22 protein-coding genes and 2 pseudogenes are annotated in these 23,162 nt (G+C 71.2%); 15 read left to right on the top strand and 9 right to left on the bottom strand.

What is annotated here, in order from left to right:
* Window positions 1-103: 103 nt before the first annotated feature.
* The 5 genes from atpA (at window position 104) to AC5WS8_RS32910 (ending at window position 5,188) form a co-directional block, all read left to right on the top strand.
* Entirely contained in the window at window positions 104-1,696 is a 1,593-nt protein-coding gene (atpA, locus tag AC5WS8_RS32890) for a F0F1 ATP synthase subunit alpha (RefSeq protein ID WP_496107159.1), read from the top strand.
* A gap of 21 nt (window positions 1,697-1,717) precedes the next feature.
* Entirely contained in the window at window positions 1,718-2,638 is a 921-nt protein-coding gene (locus tag AC5WS8_RS32895) for a F0F1 ATP synthase subunit gamma (RefSeq protein ID WP_496107160.1), read from the top strand.
* Window positions 2,638-4,074, top strand: a complete 1,437-nt coding sequence (gene atpD, locus AC5WS8_RS32900; protein WP_496107161.1) for a F0F1 ATP synthase subunit beta — start codon at window positions 2,638-2,640, stop codon at window positions 4,072-4,074. Before AC5WS8_RS32895 ends, atpD begins: the two co-directional genes overlap by 1 nt.
* Before the next feature lie 130 nt (window positions 4,075-4,204).
* A complete protein-coding gene (locus AC5WS8_RS32905) occupies window positions 4,205-4,582 on the top strand; it encodes a F0F1 ATP synthase subunit epsilon (RefSeq protein WP_496107162.1) in 378 nt (125 codons plus the stop codon).
* A 159-nt stretch (window positions 4,583-4,741) separates the two neighbouring features.
* Window positions 4,742-5,188 carry a DUF2550 domain-containing protein gene (locus AC5WS8_RS32910; protein WP_496107163.1) on the top strand — a complete coding sequence of 149 codons (447 nt, stop codon included), beginning with the start codon at window positions 4,742-4,744 and terminating at the stop codon, window positions 5,186-5,188.
* Window positions 5,189-5,203: 15 nt separating this feature from the next.
* Here the strand turns inward: AC5WS8_RS32910 and AC5WS8_RS32915 are convergent, their stop codons facing one another.
* The 3 genes from AC5WS8_RS32915 to AC5WS8_RS32925 all read right to left on the bottom strand — a co-directional run bounded on the left by AC5WS8_RS32915 (window position 5,204) and on the right by AC5WS8_RS32925 (window position 8,971).
* Entirely contained in the window at window positions 5,204-7,033 is a 1,830-nt protein-coding gene (locus tag AC5WS8_RS32915; RefSeq protein ID WP_496107164.1) for a glycosyl hydrolase family 18 protein, read from the bottom strand.
* Window positions 7,034-7,157: 124 nt separating this feature from the next.
* Window positions 7,158-7,802: a response regulator gene (locus AC5WS8_RS32920; RefSeq protein ID WP_496107165.1), complete on the bottom strand. Its 645-nt coding sequence runs from the start codon at window positions 7,800-7,802 to the stop codon at window positions 7,158-7,160.
* The gene (locus tag AC5WS8_RS32925) at window positions 7,799-8,971 is read right to left on the bottom strand and encodes a sensor histidine kinase (RefSeq protein ID WP_496107166.1); all 1,173 of its coding nucleotides are present in this window, start codon (window positions 8,969-8,971) and stop codon (window positions 7,799-7,801) included. Before AC5WS8_RS32925 ends, AC5WS8_RS32920 begins: the two co-directional genes overlap by 4 nt.
* Before the next feature lie 251 nt (window positions 8,972-9,222).
* Here AC5WS8_RS32925 and AC5WS8_RS32930 point away from each other — a divergent pair, with 251 nt between their 5' ends.
* From AC5WS8_RS32930 to AC5WS8_RS32945, 4 genes are read left to right on the top strand one after another with little or no spacing between them, the layout of a single operon-like run.
* Window positions 9,223-9,912 carry a response regulator transcription factor gene (locus tag AC5WS8_RS32930; RefSeq protein ID WP_496107167.1) on the top strand — a complete coding sequence of 230 codons (690 nt, stop codon included), beginning with the start codon at window positions 9,223-9,225 and terminating at the stop codon, window positions 9,910-9,912.
* Window positions 9,909-11,369 carry a sensor histidine kinase gene (locus AC5WS8_RS32935; RefSeq protein ID WP_496107168.1) on the top strand — a complete coding sequence of 487 codons (1,461 nt, stop codon included), beginning with the start codon at window positions 9,909-9,911 and terminating at the stop codon, window positions 11,367-11,369. Before AC5WS8_RS32930 ends, AC5WS8_RS32935 begins: the two co-directional genes overlap by 4 nt.
* Before the next feature lie 51 nt (window positions 11,370-11,420).
* A complete protein-coding gene (locus AC5WS8_RS32940; RefSeq protein ID WP_496107169.1) occupies window positions 11,421-11,834 on the top strand; it encodes a hypothetical protein in 414 nt (137 codons plus the stop codon).
* Window positions 11,834-12,067, top strand: a complete 234-nt coding sequence (locus AC5WS8_RS32945; protein ID WP_496107170.1) for a hypothetical protein — start codon at window positions 11,834-11,836, stop codon at window positions 12,065-12,067. Before AC5WS8_RS32940 ends, AC5WS8_RS32945 begins: the two co-directional genes overlap by 1 nt.
* Before the next feature lie 159 nt (window positions 12,068-12,226).
* Here the strand turns inward: AC5WS8_RS32945 and AC5WS8_RS32950 are convergent, their stop codons facing one another.
* Window positions 12,227-12,799 carry a cob(I)yrinic acid a,c-diamide adenosyltransferase gene (locus tag AC5WS8_RS32950; RefSeq protein WP_496107171.1) on the bottom strand — a complete coding sequence of 191 codons (573 nt, stop codon included), beginning with the start codon at window positions 12,797-12,799 and terminating at the stop codon, window positions 12,227-12,229.
* A 13-nt stretch (window positions 12,800-12,812) separates the two neighbouring features.
* Window positions 12,813-12,995 (bottom strand): annotated as a pseudogene (locus AC5WS8_RS32955) (ABC transporter permease); the annotation flags it as partial.
* On the opposite strand from AC5WS8_RS32955, the pseudogene AC5WS8_RS32960 reads away from it, so the two are divergent.
* The 4 genes and pseudogenes from AC5WS8_RS32960 to AC5WS8_RS32975 all read left to right on the top strand — a co-directional run bounded on the left by AC5WS8_RS32960 (window position 12,969) and on the right by AC5WS8_RS32975 (window position 17,846).
* Window positions 12,969-13,632 (top strand): annotated as a pseudogene (locus AC5WS8_RS32960) (TetR/AcrR family transcriptional regulator). The pseudogenes AC5WS8_RS32955 and AC5WS8_RS32960 overlap by 27 nt on opposite strands.
* A gap of 109 nt (window positions 13,633-13,741) precedes the next feature.
* Window positions 13,742-14,590, top strand: coding sequence for a 3-hydroxyacyl-CoA dehydrogenase family protein (locus AC5WS8_RS32965; RefSeq protein ID WP_496107172.1), 849 nt, complete (start codon window positions 13,742-13,744; stop codon window positions 14,588-14,590).
* Window positions 14,591-14,736: 146 nt separating this feature from the next.
* Entirely contained in the window at window positions 14,737-15,060 is a 324-nt protein-coding gene (locus AC5WS8_RS32970) for an STAS domain-containing protein (RefSeq protein ID WP_496107173.1), read from the top strand.
* Between the two features lie 287 nt (window positions 15,061-15,347).
* Window positions 15,348-17,846: an ATP-binding protein gene (locus tag AC5WS8_RS32975; RefSeq protein ID WP_496107217.1), complete on the top strand. Its 2,499-nt coding sequence runs from the start codon at window positions 15,348-15,350 to the stop codon at window positions 17,844-17,846.
* A 66-nt stretch (window positions 17,847-17,912) separates the two neighbouring features.
* Here the strand turns inward: AC5WS8_RS32975 and nucS are convergent, their stop codons facing one another.
* Window positions 17,913-18,584, bottom strand: coding sequence for an endonuclease NucS (gene nucS / locus AC5WS8_RS32980; RefSeq protein WP_496107174.1), 672 nt, complete (start codon window positions 18,582-18,584; stop codon window positions 17,913-17,915).
* Between the two features lie 281 nt (window positions 18,585-18,865).
* Between nucS and AC5WS8_RS32985 the strand changes: the two genes are divergently transcribed.
* A complete protein-coding gene (locus AC5WS8_RS32985; protein ID WP_200419353.1) occupies window positions 18,866-19,258 on the top strand; it encodes an SCO5389 family protein in 393 nt (130 codons plus the stop codon).
* A 123-nt stretch (window positions 19,259-19,381) separates the two neighbouring features.
* On the opposite strand, the gene AC5WS8_RS32990 is transcribed toward AC5WS8_RS32985, so the two are convergent.
* Window positions 19,382-20,410 carry an LLM class flavin-dependent oxidoreductase gene (locus AC5WS8_RS32990; protein ID WP_496107175.1) on the bottom strand — a complete coding sequence of 343 codons (1,029 nt, stop codon included), beginning with the start codon at window positions 20,408-20,410 and terminating at the stop codon, window positions 19,382-19,384.
* A 216-nt stretch (window positions 20,411-20,626) separates the two neighbouring features.
* On the opposite strand from AC5WS8_RS32990, the gene AC5WS8_RS32995 reads away from it, so the two are divergent.
* Window positions 20,627-20,956, top strand: a complete 330-nt coding sequence (locus AC5WS8_RS32995; protein WP_496107176.1) for an Rv1322 family protein — start codon at window positions 20,627-20,629, stop codon at window positions 20,954-20,956.
* 8 nt (window positions 20,957-20,964) lie between these two features.
* On the opposite strand, the gene AC5WS8_RS33000 is transcribed toward AC5WS8_RS32995, so the two are convergent.
* A complete protein-coding gene (locus tag AC5WS8_RS33000; RefSeq protein ID WP_496107177.1) occupies window positions 20,965-21,834 on the bottom strand; it encodes an ABC transporter permease subunit in 870 nt (289 codons plus the stop codon).
* A complete protein-coding gene (locus tag AC5WS8_RS33005) occupies window positions 21,831-23,084 on the bottom strand; it encodes an ABC transporter ATP-binding protein (RefSeq protein ID WP_496107178.1) in 1,254 nt (417 codons plus the stop codon). Before AC5WS8_RS33005 ends, AC5WS8_RS33000 begins: the two co-directional genes overlap by 4 nt.
* Between the last annotated feature and the right edge of the window lie 78 nt (window positions 23,085-23,162).

Below are 23,162 nucleotides of genomic sequence, written 5' to 3' on the forward strand. Positions count from 1 at the left end.
CAACGGCCCGGGTTGGGCCGTGCAGAGGATGCAGAGTTTCTGGGGGGCGCCCCCAGAACCCCCACAGAAACTTCGGGCCCAACAAGGAGAGCAGGGAACCCAGATGGCGGAGCTCACGATCCGGCCGGAGGAGATCCGGGACGCGCTGGAGAACTTTGTCCAGTCGTACAAGCCGGACGCGGCCTCGCGCGAGGAGGTCGGCACAGTCACGTTCGCCGGTGACGGCATCGCGAAGGTCGAGGGCCTGCCCTCGACCATGGCCAACGAGCTGCTGAAGTTCGAGGACGGCACCCTCGGCCTCGCCCTCAACCTCGAGGAGCGGGAGATCGGTGCCATCGTCCTCGGCGAGTTCAGCGGCGTCGAGGAGGGACAGCCGGTGCAGCGCACCGGTGAGGTGCTCTCCGTGGCCGTCGGCGAGGGCTACCTCGGCCGCGTCGTCGACCCGCTCGGCAACCCGATCGACGGCCTCGGCGAGATCGAGACCGACGGCCGCCGCGCCCTCGAGCTGCAGGCCCCCACGGTCATGCAGCGCAAGTCGGTGCACGAGCCGATGGAGACGGGCTACAAGGCCGTCGACGCGATGACCCCGATCGGCCGTGGCCAGCGTCAGCTGATCATCGGCGACCGCCAGACCGGGAAGACCGCCCTGGCGATCGACACGATCATCAACCAGCGCGACAACTGGCGCTCCGGCGACCCGAAGAAGCAGGTCCGCTGCATCTACGTCGCCATCGGCCAGAAGGGCTCCACCATCGCCGGCGTCCGCCGCGCGCTGGAGGAGAACGGCGCCCTGGAGTACACCACGATCGTCGCCGCCCCGGCGTCCGACCCGGCCGGCTTCAAGTACCTGGCGCCGTACACCGGTTCCGCCATCGGCCAGCACTGGATGTACCAGGGCAAGCACGTCCTGATCATCTTCGACGACCTGTCGAAGCAGGCCGACGCCTACCGTGCCGTGTCCCTGCTGCTGCGCCGTCCGCCGGGCCGCGAGGCCTACCCGGGCGACGTCTTCTACCTGCACTCCCGTCTGCTGGAGCGCTGTGCGAAGCTCTCCGACGACATGGGTGCCGGTTCGATGACCGGTCTCCCGATCGTCGAGACCAAGGCCAACGACGTCTCGGCGTTCATCCCGACCAACGTCATCTCCATCACCGACGGCCAGTGCTTCCTGGAGTCCGACCTGTTCAACGCCGGCCAGCGTCCGGCCCTGAACGTCGGTATCTCGGTCTCCCGTGTCGGTGGCTCCGCCCAGCACAAGGCAATGCGCCAGGTCTCCGGCCGTCTGCGCGTGGACCTCGCCCAGTTCCGTGAGCTGGAGGCGTTCGCCGCCTTCGGTTCCGACCTGGACGCCGCGTCGAAGGCGCAGCTGGAGCGTGGTTCGCGCATGGTCGAGCTGCTGAAGCAGAACCAGTACGAGCCGATGGCCACCGAGGACCAGGTCGTCTCCATCTGGGCCGGCACCAACGGCCGTATGGACGACGTTCCGGTCGCCGACATCCGCCGCTTCGAGCGTGAGCTCCTCGACTACCTGCACCGCAAGGAGCAGGGTCTGATGACCTCCATCAAGGAGGGCGCCAAGATGTCGGACGACACCATCCAGGCGATCGACGACGCCGTCGCGGAGTTCAAGAAGCAGTTCGAGACCTCGGACGGCAAGCTGCTCGGCGAGGACACCCCGGCCGCAGCCGCCAAGTGACGTAAGGAAGGGACCTGACTCATGGGAGCCCAGCTCCGGGTCTACAAGCGTCGCATCCGATCCGTCAGCGCGACCAAGAAGATCACGAAGGCGATGGAGATGATCGCCGCCTCGCGCGTCGTCAAGGCGCAGCGCAAGGTGGCGGCCTCCACGCCGTACGCGACCGAGCTGACGCGCGCGGTATCGGCGGTCGCCACGGGGTCGAACACCAAGCACCCGCTGACGACGGAGTCGGAGAACCCGACCCGTGCCGCGGTCCTGCTCCTCACGAGCGACCGCGGCCTGGCCGGCGCCTTCAACTCCAACGCCATCAAGACGGCGGAGCAGCTGACCGAGCGGCTCGAGCGCGAGGGCAAGCAGGTCGACACGTACATCGTCGGCCGGCGTGGTGTGGCCCACTACAACTTCCGTGAGCGCAAGATCGCGGAGTCGTTCACGGGCTTCACCGACGACCCCTCGTACGCGGACGCCAAGAAGGTCGCGGCCCCCCTGATCGAGGCGATCGAGAAGGAGACGGACAACGGCGGCGTGGACGAGCTGCACATCGTCTACACGGAGTTCGTGTCGATGATGACGCAGACGGCCCTCGGCGCCCGTCTGCTGCCGCTCAGCCTCGACGACGTGGCCAGGGAGGCGGCGCCGAAGGGCGACGAGATCCTGCCGCTGTACGACTTCGAGCCCTCGGCGGAGGACGTCCTCGACGCCCTGCTGCCGCGCTACGTGGAGAGCCGCATCTACAACGCGCTGCTCCAGTCGGCCGCTTCGAAGCACGCCGCCACGCGGCGCGCGATGAAGTCGGCCACCGACAACGCCGGAGACCTCATCGAGAGCCTCACCCGGCTTGCCAACGCGGCCCGCCAGGCCGACATCACCCAGGAAATCAGCGAGATCGTCGGTGGCGCGAGTGCCCTGGCCGACGCGACCGCGGGGAGTGACTACTAATGACCACCACTGTTGAGACGGCCACGGCGACGGGCCGCGTCGCGCGGGTCATCGGCCCGGTCGTCGACGTGGAGTTCCCCGTCGACGCGATCCCGGACATGTACAACGCCCTGCACGTCGAGGTCTCCGACCCGGCGAACGCGGGCGAGAAGAAGACGCTGACCCTGGAGGTCGCCCAGCACCTGGGCGACGGCCTGGTCCGCACGATCTCGATGCAGCCCACCGACGGTCTGGTCCGCCAGGCCGCGGTGACCGACACCGGCTCCTCCATCTCCGTCCCGGTCGGCGACTTCACCAAGGGCAAGGTGTTCAACACCATCGGTGACGTCCTGAACGTGGACGAGAAGTACGACGGCGAGCGCTGGCCGATCCACCGCAAGGCGCCGAACTTCGACCAGCTCGAGTCCAAGACCGAGATGTTCGAGACCGGCATCAAGGTCATCGACCTGCTGACCCCGTACGTCAAGGGCGGCAAGATCGGTCTGTTCGGCGGCGCCGGTGTCGGCAAGACGGTGCTCATCCAGGAGATGATCTACCGCGTCGCCAACAACCACGACGGTGTCTCCGTGTTCGCCGGCGTCGGTGAGCGCACCCGTGAGGGCAACGACCTCATCCAGGAGATGTCCGAGTCCGGCGTCATCGACAAGACCGCGCTGGTCTTCGGCCAGATGGACGAGCCGCCGGGCACCCGTCTGCGGGTGGCCCTCGCGGGCCTGACGATGGCGGAGTACTTCCGCGACGTCCAGAAGCAGGACGTGCTGTTCTTCATCGACAACATCTTCCGCTTCACCCAGGCCGGTTCCGAGGTCTCCACGCTGCTCGGCCGTATGCCGTCCGCGGTGGGTTACCAGCCGAACCTGGCCGACGAGATGGGCCTCCTGCAGGAGCGCATCACCTCGACCCGCGGTCACTCGATCACCTCCATGCAGGCGATCTACGTCCCCGCCGACGACCTGACCGACCCGGCCCCGGCCACCACCTTCGCCCACCTCGACGCGACGACGGTTCTCTCCCGTCCGATCTCGGAGAAGGGCATCTACCCGGCCGTGGACCCGCTGGACTCCACGTCCCGCATCCTGGACCCGCGCTACATCGCGCAGGACCACTACAACGCGGCCATGCGCGTCAAGACGGTCCTGCAGAAGTACAAGGACCTCCAGGACATCATCGCGATCCTCGGTATCGACGAGCTCGGCGAGGAGGACAAGCTCGTCGTCCACCGGGCCCGCCGTGTGGAGCGCTTCCTGTCCCAGAACACCCACGTCGCCAAGCAGTTCACCGGCGTCGACGGGTCGGACGTGCCGCTGGACGAGTCGATCGCCGCGTTCAACGCGATCATCGACGGTGACTTCGACCACTTCCCGGAGCAGGCCTTCTTCATGTGCGGTGGTATCGACGACCTGAAGAAGAACGCGAAGGAGCTCGGCGTCTCCTGACGTCGCGTCCGTAAGGAGGGGGACGAGACCACTCCCGTGACCGGGGTGCGTCCCGTCCCCCTCTCCACGCCTACTAGAATTCATCCCAACACCCGGCAGAACCGCCGGGTGGTGACCCGAGGAGCCACTCTTGGCTGCTGAGCTGCATGTCGAGCTGGTCGCCGCCGACCGCCAGGTCTGGTCCGGTGAGGCCACCCTGGTCGTCGCGCGCACCACGTCCGGCGACATCGGCGTCATGCCCGGTCACCAGCCGCTGCTCGGTGTGCTGGAGTCGGGCCCGGTGACCATCCGTACGAGTGATGGTGGAACGGTCGTCGCCGCGGTGCACGGCGGTTTCATCTCGTTCGCGGACAACAAGCTGTCGCTGCTGGCCGAGGTCGCCGAGCTGTCGGACGAGATCGACGTCCAGCGCGTGGAGCGTGAGCTCGAGCGCGCGAAGGCGGACGACGACGCCGTCGCCGAGCGGCGTGCCGACGTCCGCCTGCGGGCGGCACAGGCGGCGCGCTGATCTGGGGGCACCTCCCAGGCCGTCTAGGCTCTGGGAGAGCGCATGCTGTGACATGACTCAGCCGCGGTCGGCCCGGAGCAATCCGGTGCCGGCCGCGGCTGAGGCAGATCCGGGTGTTTTTTCCGTTCCGTTACCTAGGAGACGAGGAGGTCGGTGTCGATGGTCCTCGCTCTGAGCGTGTGCGGAGTGGTCGTGGCACTCGTACTGGTGGGGCTGTTCGTCTTCGGTCTCAGGCGCCGTCTCATCCAGCGCTCCGGCGGCACCTTCGACTGCAGCCTGAGGTGGAACGTCCCGGAGGAGCCCGACACCAGCGGCAAGGGCTGGGGGTACGGGATCGCCCGCTACAACGGCGACCGCGTCGAATGGTTCCGCGTCTTCTCCTACGCCCCGCGCCCGCGCCGGGTCCTGGAGCGCTCGGCGATCGAGGTGGCCGGCCGGCGCGATCCCGAGGGCGAGGAGGAGCTGGCGCTGCTCTCCGACGCGGTGGTCCTCGCCTGTCACCACCGGGGCACCCGGCTGGAACTGGCGATGAGCGAGGACGCGCTGACCGGTTTCCTGGCGTGGCTCGAGGCCGCACCTCCCGGTCAGCGCGTCAACGTCGCTTAGCCCCTTCGGTCAGGTTTACGAGAGTCCGTTGCTGAGGGCGCTCACCAGCTCACCATTGGCGGTGTCGCCGCTGAACTCCCAGAAGAAGGCGCCGCCCAGGCCCTGGTTCCTGGCCCACGCCATCTTCGTCCCGATCGTGGCCGGGGTGTCGTACGACCACCAGTTGCTGCCGCAGTGCGCGTACGCGGTCCCCGCGACGGTGCCGGTGGCCGGGCAGGACGTCTTGAGCACCTTGTAGTCCTCGATGCCCTGCTCGTACGTGCCGGCCGCCGGGCCCGTGGCGGTCCCACCCGGCGCGTCCTGGGTGACGCCGGTCCAGCCCCGGCCGTAGAAGCCGATGCCGATCAGCAGCTTCTTCGCGGGCACCCCGATCGCCTTGTACTTGGCGATCGCGTCGGCCGTGGTGAAACCGGCCTTCGGGATGCCGCTGTACGAGCTGAGCGGGGAGTGCGGGGCGGTGGGTCCCTGGGCGTCCCAGGCGCCGAAGAAGTCGTACGTCATCACGTTGTACCAGTTGACGTAACTCGCGGCGCCCGCGTAGTCGGCGGCCTCGATCTTGCCGCCGGAGGAACCGTCGGCGGTGACGGCGGCGGTGACCAGGGCGGAGGGGCCGAACTTGGCGCGCAGCGCGGCCATCACGTTCCTGAAGGCCGCCGCCCCGCTCGTGTCGCAGGACAGCCCGCAGGCGTTCGGGTACTCCCAGTCGATGTCGATGCCGTCGAAGACGTCCGACCAGCGCGGGTCGTGCACCAGGTCGTAGCAGGACTGCGCGAAGCCCGCCGGGTCCTTGGCCGCGTCCGCGAACCCACCGGACCAGGTCCAGCCGCCGAAGGACCACAGCACCTTCAGGTTCGGGTACTTGGCCTTCAGCTCGCGCAGCTGGTTGAAGTTGCCGCGCAGCGGCTGGTCCCAGGTGTCGGCGACGCCGCTGACGGACTGGTCGGCGGTGAACGCCTTGTCGTAGTCGGCGTAGGAGTCGCCGATGGCGCACTTGCCGCCGGTGACGTTGCCGAAGGCATAGTTGACGTGCGTGATCCTCGCGGCGGAGCCGGACGTCACCAGGTTCTTGACGTTGTAGTTCCGGCCGTAGATGCCCCACTCGGTGAAGTAGCCGAGCTTGACCTTGTCACCGGTGGTCGGGGGAGTGGTGGTGCCGCCGGTGGTGTGGACGGCGACCGCGCCGCTGACCGGCCCGGTCTGGTCGGCGGTGTCACGGGCCTGCACCGTGTAGGAGTAGTCGCTGCCGGCGGTCAGGCCGGTGTCCGAGTACGAGGTGGTCGTCACGGTGGCGACCGTCCTGCCGTCGCGCAGGACGTCGTAGTTCTTGACCCCCTTGTCGTCGGTGGCCGCGGACCAGCTGAGCTTCACCGAGGTGTCGGTGAGGTCCGAGGCGGTGGGGGTGCCGGGAGCTGAGGGCGGGTTGTCGCCGGGGACCGTGGTGCCGCCGTCGCAGCTTCCGCCGTTGAGCCTGCAGTTGGACGGTGCGCCGGAGCCGGTGCCGTTGAAGCCGAAGGAGACGGACGCGCCCGGGGCGAGGGTGCCGTTGTAGGACTTGTTCTTGGCGGTCCAGTGGGTGCCGGAGCCGGTCACGTCCGCGTCCCACGCGGAGGTGACGGAGGTCCCGGAGGGGAAGTCCCATTCGATGGTCCAGGAGTTGATGGTCGTCGAGCCGGTGTTCTGCACCGTCCACTTGCCTTCGAAGCCGGTGCCCCAGTCCTGCGTCTTGGCGTAGGTGGCGGTGGCGGTCGAGGCGGCCTGGGCGGGGCCGGCGGCGAGTCCGACCAGCCCGGCCAGCGGGAGCAACAGGCTCGCGCATCCTGCCGCGGCTCTGTGTCTGAAGCGCATGCTGCGCCTCCCTGTCTTGGGGGTGGGGAGTGGTGGGCATGACTGAGCCTTCACGCCCACGGTGCCGCGAGAATAGAAAGGTCTGGACCAGAGGTCAATAGGTCTGGACCACTGTGCGGTCGGTCTACTGGATCCCCAACTCCCGTGACAGCACGGCGGCTTGCACCCGGCTGCGCATCCCCAGCTTGCCGAGGAGACGGCTGACGTGCGTCTTCACCGTGGCCTCGGCCATGTCCAGACGCCCCGCGATCTCGGCATTGGACAACCCCTCCCCGAGGCACGACAGCACCTCACGCTCGCGCCGGGTGAGGGTCTCGAGGACCGCCGGGTCGGCCTTCGGCTCGCGCACCGGCCCGGCGGCGAACTCCGCGATCAGCCGCCGTGTGACCGCCGGGGCGATCATCCCCTCGCCGCGCGCCACCGTCCGCACGGCGTCGATCAGGTCCCTCGCCTCCGTGTTCTTCAGCAGAAACCCGGCAGCGCCCGCCCGCAGCGCACCGAAGACGTACTCGTCCAGATCGAAGGTGGTCAGGACGAGAACGTCCGCCAGCCCCTCCTGGACGACCTGCCTGGTCGCCGACACCCCGTCCAGCTTCGGCATCTGGACGTCCATCAGAACGACGTCCGGCCGTAGTTCACGGGCGAGCGCCACCGCCTGCTCGCCGTCCGCGGCCTCTCCGGCCACCTCGACGTCGGGCGCGCTGCTCAGGATGAGGACCAGTCCTGCGCGTACGGAGGACTGGTCCTCGGCGACCAGGACGCGGATCATGCGGGATCTCCTTCGCTCAGCGGAAGAGCGGCGCGTACGGTCCACCGGGGGCCGTCGGGCCCCGCCTCGAACGTGCCGCCCAGCAACGTGGCCCGCTCCCGCATTCCGACGAGCCCGGCACCGGAACCGGGGGCGCGCGGTCGGTCCCGGTCGCCGCAGGGGCTGGTCACGCGGATGTCGAGGAAGCCGTCGCGCTGGGCCAGACGCACGGTGACCCGGCCGGGACCGGCGTGTTTGAGCGCGTTGGTCAGCGACTCCTGAACGATCCGGTACGCGGCCAGCTCCACGGGCGCCGGTACCCTCTCGTGCTCGGCGCCGAGGGTGACGTCGAGCCCGTTGGCGCGGGCACTGTCGACCAGGGCGGCGAGCCCGTCCAGGGTGGGGGTGGCGGCGGGGTCGCGCGCGGCGCCCCCGTCGCGCAGGATGCCGATCAGCCGCCGCATCTCCTCCAGCCCGGCCACGCTGTTCTCGCGGATGACGGCGAGGGCCTCCCGGGAGGTCGTCGGATCGTCGAGGGAGAGCGCGGCGGTGGAGTGGATGGCGATCGCGGACAGGTGGTTGGCGACCATGTCGTGCAACTCCCGTGCCACCCGGGCGCGTTCGGTGGTGACCGCCTGGGCGCGGTCCATCTCGGCCAGCAGGGCCGTCTGTTCGGCACGCAGCCGGGCCGCCTCGGCGGCGTCGCGGTGGTTGCGGACGACCCAGCCGGTGGCGGCGGGTGCGAGGGCGACGACACCGACACCGACGCCGATCAACAGGGCCTGGGGGACGCGCCAGACGGCGAGGGGGACGAGAGCACCGGCGACGGTGAGGAGCCCCATGACCCACGGCAGGCGGCGGGCGGAGGCGGGGGTGCCGTAGAGGACGGCCGCGTACACCAGGTCCGTGAACATCACGACGGTGGCCACGCTGCCCCGGGTCACCGTGTCGCCGACCACGGCGGCGGTGCCGATCAGCAGGGCCGCCTTGGGCCGGGTACGGCGCAGCAGCTCGCAGCCGGCGGTGACGACGAGCGGCACGAGCAGCGCCCAGCGGTCCGGACGGAGCACGAGCGCTTCGTGCGGCCCCCGGGGGCTGAGCCCGATGCCCCACAGCAGCAGCCCACCGAGCAGCCCGCCGACCGCGATCCGCACGTCGTCACGGTGCGGGCGGGGCACGAGTGCGGGCATGGCTCCATCCAACACGGCACGCGGGGCGGCCGTGTGCGTCTCGGGAAGGGTTCCGGACTGCATCTTTCGATGGACGGAGACCTCGTCATCACCGACGACGACCCGCGCACCCGGGAAGCGGGCCCGGTGAGGTGCGCGAGGGGAGCGAGCCTCGATCGTCGGGTTGGCCGGCGCATGTGGGGGACGCCGATGTCGCCCTCTTGGAGGAGCGCCGTACGCTGACCCGGCGACAAGCGGTCCGGGGAGGGCGTATGAGTGACGCGGTCGGGGCGGTGCTGGTCGTGGACGACGACGCGGCCATCCGGCGGTCGCTCGAGCGCGGCCTCAGGCTCAGCGGTTTCCGGGTGCGGACCGCCGAGGGCGGGGCCGAGGCGCTCGCCCTCATCCGGGACGCACCGCCCGACGTGCTGGTCCTCGATGTGTCGATGCCCGGTATGAGCGGCATCGAGGTGTGCACCCGGCTCCGCGACGACGGCCAGGACCTTCCCGTCCTCATGCTCTCCGCGCTCGACGAGACCGCCGACCGCATAGCCGGCCTGCAGGCGGGCGGCGACGACTACCTCGTCAAACCCTTCGCCCTGCAGGAACTCGTCCTCAGACTGCGCGCCCTGCTGCGCCGCCGCCCGCCCGCCGACCGGGACGTGCTGCGCGTGGCGGACCTGGTGATCGACCCGGCGGCCCGTACCGTCCACCGCGACGGCCGCCCCCTGGAACTGACCCGGCGCGAGTTCGAACTGCTCGAGGTGCTCGCCCGCAACACCGGCCTCGTCCTCACCCGCGACCAGCTCCTGGAACGCGTATGGGGCTACGACTTCGACGTCCGCACCGACGCCGTCGACACCTTCGTCAGCTATCTGCGGCGCAAGCTGGAGGCGGAGGGGCGGCCGCGGCTGATCCACACCGTGCGCGGGGTGGGCTTCGTGCTGAGGGAACAACTGTGAGACTCTCCACCCGTATCGGGCTCGCCGTGGGACTCACCGTCCCGCTCCTGGTACTGGCCTCCGGCTTGCTGCTGCTGCGCCTGGTCGCCCACGACCTGCACCAGGAGGAGGACCGGCATCTGCGCGCCCGGGCCGCCGCCGTCGCCCCGGACGCGCGCTCCCTGCTGCGCGCGGCCGCCGGCCGCCCCAAGGCCGCCGACACCCGGGAACGGCGGCTCTACACCGCCGCCCTCGACGTCGGCGTACGCGTCGTCGGACCGGACGCCACCTTCAGCGGCGGGCCCCAGCCCGACACCTCGGTCGCCCTGCCGACCGAGGCCACCGGGCCGGTCACCGTCCGGGACGCCGGGCGCAGCTGGCGCGTCCTGTCCGAGCGGATCGAGGCCCCCCAGGCCTCCGGCACCCTCTGGGTCTTCCAGCCCGACACCGCCGACCGCACCCAACTCCGCCTCGTGGGCCGCCGCGTCCTCATGACCGCCCTGCTCGCCGCACCCCTGTCCGGTCTGCTCGCCTGGGGCCTCGCCACCGGCGCCACCCGCCCCCTGCGCCGCCTCGGCCGCCGTACCGCGGGCCTCGACCCGCGCACCAGCACCGCCCGGCTGCGCCATGAGCCGACGGGCGTGAAGGAGGTCGACGAGCTCGCCGCCACCCTGCGCACCGTCCTCGCCCGCTACGACGAACAGGCCGCCCGGACCGCCGAGGCCCTGGACACCGCCCGCTCCTTCTCCGCCGCCGCCTCCCACGAACTGCGCACCCCGCTGATGAGCATGGGTACCAACCTCGACATCCTCGCCGACCACGCCGACCTGCCCGAGCCGGACCGCACGGAGGTCCTCACCGACCTGCGCCGCGAACACGCCCGGCTGCTCGGACTGCTGGTGATGCTGCGCGAACTGGGGCGGGGCGATCTGGTGGAGGCGGAGGCCTTCCGCACGGTGGACGTGACGGAGGCCGCGGACGCGGCGGTCGCCGAAGCCCGGCGCCGCGCCCCGGACGCCCGCGTCACGCTGAGCGGGCAGCCGGGGCTCACCGTGCACGGCTGGGAGCCCGGACTGCGGCTCCTGCTCGACAACCTGCTCGCCAACGCGCTGGCCCACGGACGGGACGGGCAGGGTGGGGCGTCCGTGGCGGTCGGCGTGCGAGGGGACGGCCACGAGGTGGTGATCACGGTGGACGACCAGGGGCCCGGCGTCCCGCCCTGCTCCCGCGCCCGGGTCTTCGAACGGTTCCAGCGCGGCCCGGACAGCGTCGGATCGGGTCTCGGCCTGACTCTGGTCGCGCAGCAGGCGGCGCTGCACCGGGGGAGCGTCACGGTGACGGACGGCCCTCAGGGGGCGGGGGCGCGCTTCGAGGTGCGGCTGCCCCGGGTGGGCGGGGCACTGCCCGGCCGGCGGGACTGGCTGATCTCGGCAGCCGGGGCGACCCGGTCACAGAGTTCCCACAAAGACGGCCCCTAGCCTCCCGCGGTGTCGGACGGACGACGGGGCCGTCCGGGAACGGAGGAGGACATGGACGTACGACGACGCCGGCGCACCCTGCTCGCGGGTCTGGCCACGGCCGCGCTGCTGGTGGCCGGGACCGGGGCGGCCGTGGCGGAGACGTCACCCACGCCCGCGCCCACGGCCAAGGCGGCGCCCGAGGGCGACGGGGCCAAGACGCTGTGCAAGCGGGTGCCGAAGATCGAGGGGCGCATCGACCGCGCGCTGGAGCGGCTGGAGGGCGGAGCGGAGGTCAAGGGGTCCATCGCCCGGCTGCAGCAGCGCGTGGACAACGCGAAGAAGGCAGGCCACACGGAGATCGAGACCTACCTGCAGGACCGGCTCACCTTCCGCACGTCGCTGGTGACGACGCTTCAGCAGCGGCAGAAGGACCTGGCCGCGGTCAAGACGTGGTGCGCGGACAACGGCAAGGCGGCGAGCTGATGCGTCGCGGGCTGAGGGCGGCCGTCCCCGTGGTGGTCCTTTTCGTGGGCCTCACCGCGGGCTGCGCCCGGGAGCACGGCACGGCGGCGACGCCGGCGTCGTCCGGGGCCTCCTCCGCGAATCCCACCGCGGCCCCGTCCGGGTTCGCGGACATGCAGAGGAAGGTGTCCGCCGCGGAGTCCGCGCTCGCGGCGGCGGACCGGGACGCGGCCCAGGACGGCACCGGCCGCTGAGCGGGTGGGGGCGCGCCCCAGCGGTTCGGCGCTCCCCACCCGGCACCCGCAGCACGTCCCGCTCTCCTTGTGCGTGTACCGCGCCGGGATGCCGCCTTTTCCGTGGGACGACTCCCGGACCCCGGCAGGAGGAGCGGGGCGCGGGCCGAGGCGTCAGGGTCAGCGTTCGCCGCCGGGCACCCAGAGCACGTCCCCGGTCTCCTTGTTCGCGTACCGCGCCAAGATGAACAGCAGGTCCGAGAGCCGGTTGAGATACGTGGCCGTCAGGGGGTTCATCACCTCGCCGTGCACCTCCAGCGCGGCCCACGTCGAGCGCTCGGCGCGGCGTACGACCGTGCATGCCTGGTGCAGCAGGGCCGCGCCGGGGGTGCCGCCGGGCAGGATGAACGAGCGCAGCTTCTCCAGATCGGCCAGGAAGCGGTCGCAGTCCGCCTCCAGCCGGTCGACATAGAACTGTTCCACCCGCAGCGGCGGGAACTCCGGGTTCTCGGCCACCGGCGTCGACAGGTCGGCGCCCACGTCGAACAGGTCGTTCTGCACACGGGTGAGGACCTTCACGACCTCCTCGTCGAGGCCGCCCAGCGCGATCGCGGTGCCGATCACCGCGTTCGCCTCGTTGGCGTCCGCGTACGCGGCGATCCGCAGGTCGGTCTTCGGCACCCGGCTCATGTCCCCGAGGTGCGTCGTGCCCTTGTCGCCGGTCCGCGTGTAGATGCGCGTGAGATTGACCATGCGACCAGCGTAGTTACGCCCCGGCCGTGCGGAACACCCGTGTGCCCACCGTCACGGCGAGCGCCGTGAGGCCGAGCGCGACCAGGACGCCGTAGAGCGGGTGCGCCGTCGTGCAGGAGCCGACGTAGGCGTCCCGCACCGTGTCCACCGGACAACGCAGCGGCATGACGTGGGACAGCACGTCCAGCCGGCCGGGGGCCGGGGACATCAGGCGAGCCGGCTGTGCATCTCCGATGTCGCCACGGGGCTGTTCCTGGAACGCGGCTTCGACGCGGTGACGGTCGCGGCGATCGCGGAAGCGTCGGACGTCTCCGTCAACACCGTCCACAACCACCTCCCCGGGAAGGAGGACCTCTTCCTCGACCGCTCCTCGGGGGTGGTGGACCGTCTGGCCCGCTGGGTGCGCGGACGCGAGAAGGGGGAGTCGGCCGCCGTGGCCGTCCTGCGTGAACTGCGCGACGAGCTCGCGGCGGTGTCGCCGCGACTGGGGCTGATGGACGGATATGGCCGCTTCGTGCGGGTCGTTCACGACGCCCGGCTCTCCTCTCCCGTCGGTGGGCCATCGGGCAGGAGGTCCTGGACAACCTCGAAGCCGCCCTGCGCGAGGAGACCGGAGCCGCCCCCGACGACCCGCCGCCCACCCTGATCGCGGGTCAGGTCGACTGGTCCACCGGACCGTCATGGCCGTCATCGGCCGGGCGATGACGGCCGGGCGCAACCCGGACGAAGTGTCACGTGAGGTGCTCCTGCTTTTCGACGAGATGGAGGAGCTGTTGAGCGAGAAGGTGCTCAAGTACGCCGTCCGGGCCGTGGAATGCCCCGTGCCGGTGTGAAGTCCGTCATGTGAGACGTGACGCGCGTTACTAACCGGTCACACCGGCCCCCACGAGCGCTAGTGTCCGCCCGAGAGGCATACACGGACAGCGTCAGGGGAGTCGCACAGTGGCACGGAAGCTTGCCGTCATCGGAGCCGGACTCATGGGTTCCGGTATTGCCCAGGTATCGGCCCAGGCCGGCTGGGAGGTCGTCCTCAGGGACGTCACGGACGAGGCGCTCACCCGTGGCACGGACGCCATCAAGGCCTCGTACGACAAGTTCGTCGGCAAGGGCAGGCTCGAGGCGCAGGACGCCGAAGCGGCGCTCGCCCGCATCACGACGACCACCGACCTCGACGCCGCCGCCGACGCGGACGTCGTCGTCGAGGCGGTCTTCGAGAAGCTCGACGTCAAGCACGAGATCTTCCGGACCCTCGACAAGCTCGTACGCGAGGACACCGTGCTCGCGTCCAACACCTCCGCCATCCCGATCACCAAGATCGCGGCGGCCACCGAGCGCCCGGAGCGCGTCGTGGGCGTGCACTTCTTCTCGCCGGTACCGATGATGCAGCTCGTCGAACTGGTCCGCGGCTACAAGACGAGCGACGAAACCCTGGCCACCGCCCGGGAGTTCGCGGAGTCCGTCGGCAAGACCTGCATCGTCGTCAACCGCGACGTCGCCGGTTTTGTGACGACCCGCCTCATCTCGGCGCTCGTCGTCGAGGCCACCAAGCTGTACGAGTCGGGCGTGGCCACCGCCGAGGACATCGACCTCGCCTGCAAGCTGGGCTTCGGCCACGCCATGGGACCCCTGGCCACGGCCGACCTCACCGGCGTCGACATCCTGCTGCACGCCACCGGCAACATCTACACCGAGACCCAGGACGAGAAGTTCGCCCCGCCGGAGCTGATGCGCCGGATGGTGGACGCGGGTGACATCGGCCGCAAGAGCGGGCAGGGCTTCTACGCGTACTGACACCGCGGGCCCCCATGGGCATCACCCGCTCGGGTGAATTCGGTATCGGTTCGCCAACGATCGGCAACCTGGCCGCTCTCCACGCAGTCAGACGTTGCACAACGGACAACGCGGGGTACACGAGCACGCACTCTCGGGGAGCGCATATGCACATCAGGGGCGACCACGCCGAGCTGGTCGTCGGGGGCCGCCTCGACGTCCACAGCGCGGCGGACGCCCGTACGGTCCTGCACTCGGCGGTCGACGAAGGCGTCGGCGACCTGGTGCTCGACCTGGCCGAACTGGACTCCTGGGACGCCACCGGCCTCGGGGTGATCATGGGAGCCCACCGGCGGGCCGGACGGTGCGGCCGACGGCTGGTGCTGCGTGGTGTGCCGACGCAGATGCAGCGCCTGCTGGTGGCCACCCGGCTGCACCGGATCCTGGCCATCGAGGGCGGCATCGGCGTGGAGTCACTGCCCCGGGTCTGACCGGAGGGTGACGGGTTTCACCGGCGCGACCCGGGTGACCCGGAGGTGGGCTCCCCCCGAGGGTGAACGACGACGAAACGCGCGTCGCGCACAATCCTCACGAGACTGTGACGTCTCGGACGGCGTGGTACCCCGGCCTGTCGGAGATACTGACCGAAGGTTTAAGGTTCGGCTGCCCGCCGCCCGTAGGCCCTCGAGCGGGTACTACCGGACCAGAAGCGACAGCGCAGTGTGCGGCAAGGCCGGGAGGGGCTCATGCACACGACGCTTTTGGGGGCTTGGACTTCATGGACGCGAACAACCCGGGACCCGAGGAGTACGGCCCAGGCGACGTCGGCGACGCGCCGGGCCGACGACCGCCACGGGACCCCATGACACCGGACTTCGGACAGCCGGCACCGGCACTCGCCCGTACCGTCCAGCTCGTGACGGGCGACTTCCTGCTCACCGTCAACCCCGTCGACGGCAGCGAGATCGAGCTCTGCCCACCCGGGGAGCGGCCCGCGCGCCCGGCCAAGTACACCGCCGGCGAGCGCAACGACCGGGACCGCGCCGCCAGGCCGCCCGTACCGCCCGGGCCCTCGCAGCCGCGGCTTCCGCTGCTCGAACGCCAGGAGGAGCGCGAGCGGCTGGTGCGCCTGCTCGCCCGCGGCCGCTCGGTCCGCCTCACCGGGCCCTCCGGCTCCGGCCGCACCACGCTCCTCGACGTCGTCGCCGAGGACTGCACGGACCTGGCGCCCGACGGCGTCGTACGCCTGACCGGGTACCGGCGCACCACCGGCGACCTGCTGTACGACCTCTTCGCCGCCGTCCACAAGGCGCCCGCGCACCGGCCGGGCCGGGAGGAACTGCTCGAGCAGGTCCGCGAGATCGGCGCCGTCGTCGTCCTGGACGACCTGGAGTTCGGCGGCAGCGCGCTCGACGAGCTGCTCGACGCCACGCCCGAGTGCGCGTTCCTGCTCTCCGCCACACCCGACGTGCCCGCGCCCTCGGCCGACTCGCACGTGGAGGAGGTCTTCCTGAGCGGACTCGACCGCGCCGGGGGCCTCGAACTCCTCGAACACGCCGTCGGCCGCGACCTCACCGAGGAGGAGGCGAACTGGGCGGGCGACCTGTGGTTCGAGTCCGAGGGACTGCCGCTGCGCTTCGTCCAGGCCGGGGCGCTGCTCAGGCAGCGCGACCGGCAGCGGGCCGACCGGAGCGCCGTCGACGAGTTCGGCGTGTTCCAGGACGTCGACGGCCCGGTCGACGAGCCCTTCGACGCCGAGGACGGCCGTGACGTGCCGCTGCCGTCGCTCGCCGAGGCCGCCGCGCCCGCCCCGCTGCTCGCCTCCCGGCTCAGCGCCTCGGCGCGCGAGACGCTGAAGTTCGCGGTCGCGCTCGGCGGGGAGGTGCCCCACCTGACGCATCTGCCGGCCCTCGTCGACGACACCCACGCGGACGCGGCGCTCGCCGAACTCGTCGGCTGCGCCCTGGTCTCCCCGGTCGGCTCCCGCTACCGGCTCGCGGCCGGAGTGCCGGCGCAGCTGGAGGCCGCCGGATACGCGACCGGCGTGCAGGAGTACGCGCTCAAGGCCGCCCAGCACTACTCCTGGTGGGCCGGGCATCCCTCGGTCACACCGGAGAGGGTCTCCGCGGAGGCCGACGCCATACTGGCCGCGCTGACCGCCCTGGTGCCGGTGACCTCCCCCAAGCCCTCGGCTCCGCCCGAGCAGGGGGGACCCTCCTCGCCCGCCGAGGGCGAGGGCAGCGCGGCCGTACGACTGGCCCGGCAGGCGGCGCCCGCGCTGGCCGCGGGGCTGCACTGGGGCGCCTGGGAGCGCGCACTGCGAGCCGGAGCGGAGGCCTCCCGGCTGTCCGGTGAGGTCGGGGAGCAGGCCTACTTCCACCACGAGTTGGGCATCCTCGCGCTCTGCGGCGGACAGCTCGACCGGGCCAAGGCCGAGCTGGAGGCGTCCATCGGGCTGCGCGGCGCCCTCGCCGACAAGCGGGGCACGGTCGCGGGACGGCGCGCCCTGGCCCTGGTCGCCGACCGGTCCGGTGAGACACCGTCCGGCGTGGAGCCTTTCACGGAACCGACGCCGCCGACCGGCTTCCTGATGCCCCCGCCCGCCCCCGACCCCCTGCCTCTGCTCACCCATCAGGTCCCGGCCCGCCCGTCCGGCGGCCTGCGGGGCGTGGCCAAGGGCACCCGGCGCAACCTGGTGGCCGCGGGCGCGGGAGCGGCGCTGGCCGCGGTGCTCGGCACGGTGGTGACGCTCGGCATGACGTCGAACAACGACGGCGACGCCCCGTCGGACCAGGTCCGCGTGGGCCCCTCGGTCAGCCAGGGCACGGACGGCGGCGACCTGGGCGCGGACAAGGCGGGGGACAGCGGCTCGGGCGGCAAGGGAGGTTCGGGCTCGGTGGGCGCGGCGACGGCGAAGGCTCCCGGCAGGGCCGGAACGCCCGGTACGACGGGCAGCCCGACGCCGGGCACCTCGGACCACCCGTCGGGCAAGCCGACGGGTACGCACGGGTCGACTCCTTCGGAGTCGCCGTCGAAGCCACCTTCCACGTCGTCTGCGAAGCCGTCGACGCCGCCCACGAAGCCGTCGAGCTCCACCACGGCCTCTCCGACACCCACGGACTCCGGGCCGACCACGTCCCCGTCGCCTGCCCCGAGTGCGCCGAGTACCTCCAACTCGGCCAGCGGCCCCTCGTCCAGCGCCCCCGGCACCACCAGCAGTTCGGCGAGCGCCCCCGCCACCTCGGGCTCCCCGAGCAGCACCGGCCCGGTGATATAGAGCCCCACCGACGCAAGAGGGCCGAGTCCGCCTTCCGGACCCGGCCCTCCGTCGTCGTACCGCCCGTCAGAACAGGCGGAGCTTGTCGTCCTCGATGCCCCTCAGGGCGTCGTAGTCCAGCACCGCGCAGCCGATCCCGCGGTCCGTGGCCAGCACGCGGGCCTGCGGCTTGATCTCCTGGGCCGCGAAGATGCCGCGCACCGGGGCCAGGTGCGGATCGCGGTTCAGCAGCTCCAGGTAACGCGTGAGCTGTTCCACCCCGTCGATCTCGCCGCGACGTTTGATCTCCACCGCCACGGTCCGCCCCTCGGCGTCCCGGCAGAGGATGTCCACCGGCCCGATCGCCGTCATGTACTCGCGGCGGATCAGCGTGTAGCCCTCGCCGAGCGTCTCGATGCGGTCGGCGAGCAGTTCCTGGAGGTGCGCTTCCACGCCGTCCTTGATCAGCCCGGGGTCCACGCCGAGTTCGTGCGTGGAGTCGTGGAGGATCTCCTCCATCGTGATGATCAGTTTCTCGCCCGTCTTGTTGGTGACGGTCCACACGTCCTTCTCGTCGCCCGCACCCTCCTTCAGTGTGCAGGGCGGCGACATCCAGTTGAGGGGCTTGTAGGCACGGTCGTCCGCGTGGACCGAGACGCTTCCGTCCGCCTTCACCAGGATCAGGCGGGGAGCGGTGGGGAGATGGGCGGTGAGACGGCCCGCGTAGTCGACGGAGCACCGGGCGATGACGAGACGCATGGTCGGCAACGCTACTCGACGCCCCCGCCCCCACGCGATTCGACCTTGTGCGAGCCGGCTCCCGCGGCTCCTCCGTTTTTCCCGAGATGCCCCCGTTCGGCAATGGCTGGTTGTGTGCCCAGTGGGATTTCGCTGTGTTCGCATTTTCCTGGTGCCGTCATCGGCGGTTGCCTACCGTAGTGAACGGGAGGTCGCGGCCTGTGTACTCAGCGTGTTCGAAATCGCGAACTCCCTTACCTGTCCATCAACCCCTGTTGTCTCGGGGTGCGAGAGGAGAACCCATGTCGCTCGACGTCTCACCGGCCCTACTCGAACAGGCCGAGCGAGGCGAGGTCGACGAAGCAGAATTCGTCGACTGCGTCCGGACCTCCCTGCCCTACGCGTGGGAGATGATCAGCTCCCTGGTGGCCCAGCTGAAGGTGGACGGCGGTGACTTCGCCGACAACCAGACGCCCCCGCCGGACGAGCAGGCACGTGGACAGCTGCTGCGCGCGCTCGCGAGCGACGCCATACGCGGCGCTCTGCAGCGGCACTTCGGAGTGCGCCTGGCGTTCCAGAACTGCCACCGAGTGGCGGTGTTCCCGCTGGACTCCTCGGTGGACGACACGCTGGCCCGCTTCACCTCGGTCCGCAGTCAGCTCCTGAACCAGTCGCCGGAGCTGCGCGACTGCTGAGACCCGCAGAGTCCTACGGCTTGCCGCTCCGTACGCGGGAGGTGCATCGGTCTCGGAGCGGCAAGCTCCCGCGCGCGTACCGCAGCGGCAGGCCCCCCGCGCCCGTGCAGCCGCCCGGTGGGCTCAGCGGAGGTGGGGGAGCACCTCGGCGCCCAGCCTGCGGACGTTGTCCACCGTCGCCGCCAGGTCGCCGGAGCCCTCGACGAGCAGCGCGAAGCGTGTGATGCCGGTCCGCTCGGAGGTCGCCGTGAGCCGGTCGACGCACAGCCGCGGGGTGCCCACCGGGTGCAGCCCGCAGAGCAGTTCGGTGTAGGCGAGCGGGTCCCGCATCCCGCGGGCCCGCCCGTCCACCGTCATATGCGCGTCGAGCCCCTGTTTGAGCCAGCCCGGCATCGCCTTCGTGAGCGCCTCGACGGCGTCGGTGCGCCGGTCGGCGATCTGGCAGACACCGGCCGAGACATGACCGGCGCCCGCGATCACGTCGCCGTCGACTCCGGCCGCCTGCGCATGGCTCCGCCACAGCGCGACCATGTCCGCCTTCTCCTCGTCCCCCACGTGCATGCCGAGCAGCATCGGCAGTCCCCGCTCGGCCGCCAGCCGTACGCTCGCCGGCGAGGTGCAGGCGACGACGACCTCGGGGCCCTCGGTGTCCGTGAGGGACTCCGACGGGCGCGGGACGACCGGGACTTCACGGAAGGTGAATCGTTCCCCCGCGGCGGCGACGGACGGTTCGCGCAGCCAGCGCACCAGCAGATCGAGTGATTCCGGGAAGCCCGTCTCGTACGCCTTCAGTCCCGCGCCGAACACCTCCAGGTCCACCCACGGTCCGCCGCGCCCCACCCCGAGCGAGAAGCGTCCGCCGGAGGTGAGGTGCAGCAGCGCGGCCTGCTCGCCGAGTGCCACCGGGTGCGCGGTGGGCAGAACGCTCACCGCCGTGCCGACCCGGATCCGGCGGGTGCGGCCCAGCAGGAGGGCGGCCAGCGTGATCGCCGACGGGCAGGTCCCGTACGGCACGAAGTGGTGCTCGGCCAGCCACACCGTGTCCAGGCCCGCCTCCTCGGCGGACTCGGCCGACCGCACCGCGCGGTGCAGCGCCTCCCCCTGGCCCTGTCCCGGAAACTGGGCAGCCAGTACAAAACTTCCAACGCGCATCGCACTTCCTGCTTTCCTGGCTCCGACGCGGAGCTCCCCCACGCGGCATAACTGCCTGACATGTGCCCAAGTCACGGGTTGACGGAGAGATTTGCGGATTGTCTGCCGAATGGGCCGCTGGGGGGCACCGTGGAGTTGGTGACGTACGCGTACCCGAGTCCGTGCCGCGTAGGCTGGATAAGGCCCTGTTCCCTGTACAGCCCCGTGAGGTGTCCCGTGTCCCCGCGTCGCAACCGACCCAAGGGCTCAGGCTCGTCCGGCCGGAGCGCGGACGACGACAGCGCGCGGTACGGCGGCTGGCAGTCCGGCGAGAGCTGGCAGGGCGAGGACTGGAGCGTGCGCCATGTGGCGGGCGCGAGCGCCGAGGGCAAGACCTACCGGTGCCCCGGCTGCGACCAGATGATCCCCTCCGGCGTGCCGCACGTGGTGGCGTGGCCCGAGTTCGGCGGGGTGGACGAACGCCGTCACTGGCACCGGTCCTGCTGGAACGCGAAGGACCGCCGCACCTCGCGGGTGCAGCGGTCCCGTAACGCGCCGAAGTACTGAAAGCCGCGCTACACGTCGCGCCTCTCCAGCAGCACCCAGGCGCCGGCGAAGGCGACGGCCGCGAGGCCGAGGACGATCCACACCGGCTCCCAGCCCGTGGGGCCCGAGCCGCCCACGGACTCGCCGTACAGGACGCTGAGCTGGCTGGGGATCGAGTACTCCAGCAGGAACTGCTGGAGACCCCGCAGCGACTCCGAGAACAGGAACATGGCGATCACCAGCGGGGCCAGCACCAGGCCGATCATGAGGGTGATGGCGCCCGCCGAGTGCCGGATGACGGAGCCCACGAACAGCGAGAGCAGGCCGAGCAGCGCCACGTACAGGCCGATGCCGACCGTCCCCCTCAGCCACTCCATGCCGGAGGCCTGGGTCAGGCCGTAGCTCCTCAGCATGGCGGTCTGGATGATGCCGACGAGCAGCGCGGACACCGCCGTGGTCACGAACGCCACGGCGAAGAACACGATCGCCTTCGCCAGCAGCACCCTGGTCCTGCTCGGGCACGCGGTCATGGTCGTCCGGATCATCCCGGTGCCGTACTCGGAGGCGGTGGTCAGCACGCCGAGCGTGATGATGCAGATGCTGCCGGTGAGGACCCCGCCGATGCCGAGGCCCAGCGGTGAGTTGCCCGCCAGGTGCGCGTCCGAGGCGGCGGCGATGGCGGCGAACAGCGTCCCGATGCCGATCATGAGGACGAGGAAGACCCCCAGCGTCCACAGTGTGGAGCGCACCGACCTGATCTTCGTCCACTCCGAGGCGACGGCGTGTCCGAGGTGGGTGCGCACCACGGGGATCGGCGAGGTGTAGGTGGAGTACGCGGAACCGGGTGCCGTCTGCCAGGAGGGCGCGGCCTGCGGCATGGGGGGCTGGGGCGTGCTCATCGGGCGTCCTCGGACTCGGTCGGGTCGGCAGCGGCGGGGGCAGGGGCGCCGGCTTCGGCGGCGGGGGGCTGCACGGGCGGGGCGGCGGAGGCCGGTGCCTGGTCCTGGGGCGTCGGCTGCGGGTACGGGTTCGGCTGCTGACCGGCGGACGGGGCGGCCGGGGTGGCGTGCGGCCCCGCGGGCGGCTGTCCGGGCCCACCCGGCACCGTGAACGGCTGTCCGCCCTGCTGCGGGGGCGGCGGCGCGTACCAGCCCGGCTGGCCCTGACCGGGCACCGGGAGCGGCGGCTGGACGCCCGGCGGCAGCGGCTGCATCAGCCCCGCCTTCTGGTCGATGCTCGAGCGGTAGTCGACGGCCGCCTGCGTCATCCGCATGTACGCCTCCTCCAGCGACGCCTGGTGCGGGGACAGTTCCCACAGGCGTACGTCGGTGTCGTGCGCGATGTCGCTGATGCGGGGCAGCGGCAGCCCGGTGACCCGCAGCGCGCCGTCCTGCTCGGGCAGTACGTTCCCGCCCGCCTCGGTGAGCGCGGCCGTCAGCTTCTCCCGCTGCTGCGGCTCGGTGTCGGGGGTGCGGACGCGGGCGAAGTCGGCGGAGTTGGCGGAGATGAAGTCCTTGACGCTCATGTCGGCGAGCAGCTGCCCGCGCCCGATCACGATCAGGTGGTCGGCGGTGAGCGCCATCTCGCTCATCAGGTGGGAGGAGACGAAGACGGTACGGCCCTCGGCGGCGAGCGACTTCATCAGGTTGCGGACCCACAGGATGCCCTCGGGGTCGAGGCCGTTGACCGGTTCGTCGAACAGCAGCACCTGCGGGTCGCCGAGGAGCGCGGCGGCGATGCCGAGCCGCTGACCCATGCCGAGCGAGAACCCCTTGGAACGCTTCCCGGCCACTTCCTGGAGACCGACGACGGCCAGCACCTCGTCGACGCGGCGGGCCGGGATACCGGAGAGCTGTGCGAGGGAGAGCAGGTGGTTGCGGGCGGCACGGCCGCCGTGGACGGCCTTGGCGTCGAGCAGGGCGCCGACCTGGCGGGGGGCGTTGGGCAGCTTGCGGTACGGGTAGCCGCCGATCGTCACCGTCCCGGAGGTCGGGTTGTCCAGGCCGAGGATCATCCGCATGGTCGTCGACTTGCCCGAGCCGTTGGGCCCGAGGAAGCCGGTGACGGCTCCCGGACGCACCTGGAACGAGAGGTTGTACACAGCGGTCTTGTCGCCGTAGCGCTTGGTCAGGCCGACTGCCTCGATCATGCTCCGCACCCATCGCAAGGTTCAGGACAGCGGGGCACGTGCCCCCCGTAAGAGTTAGGAGGATATCGGGCCGCTGAC

This window comes from Streptomyces sp. PTL18, from assembly GCF_059510295.1.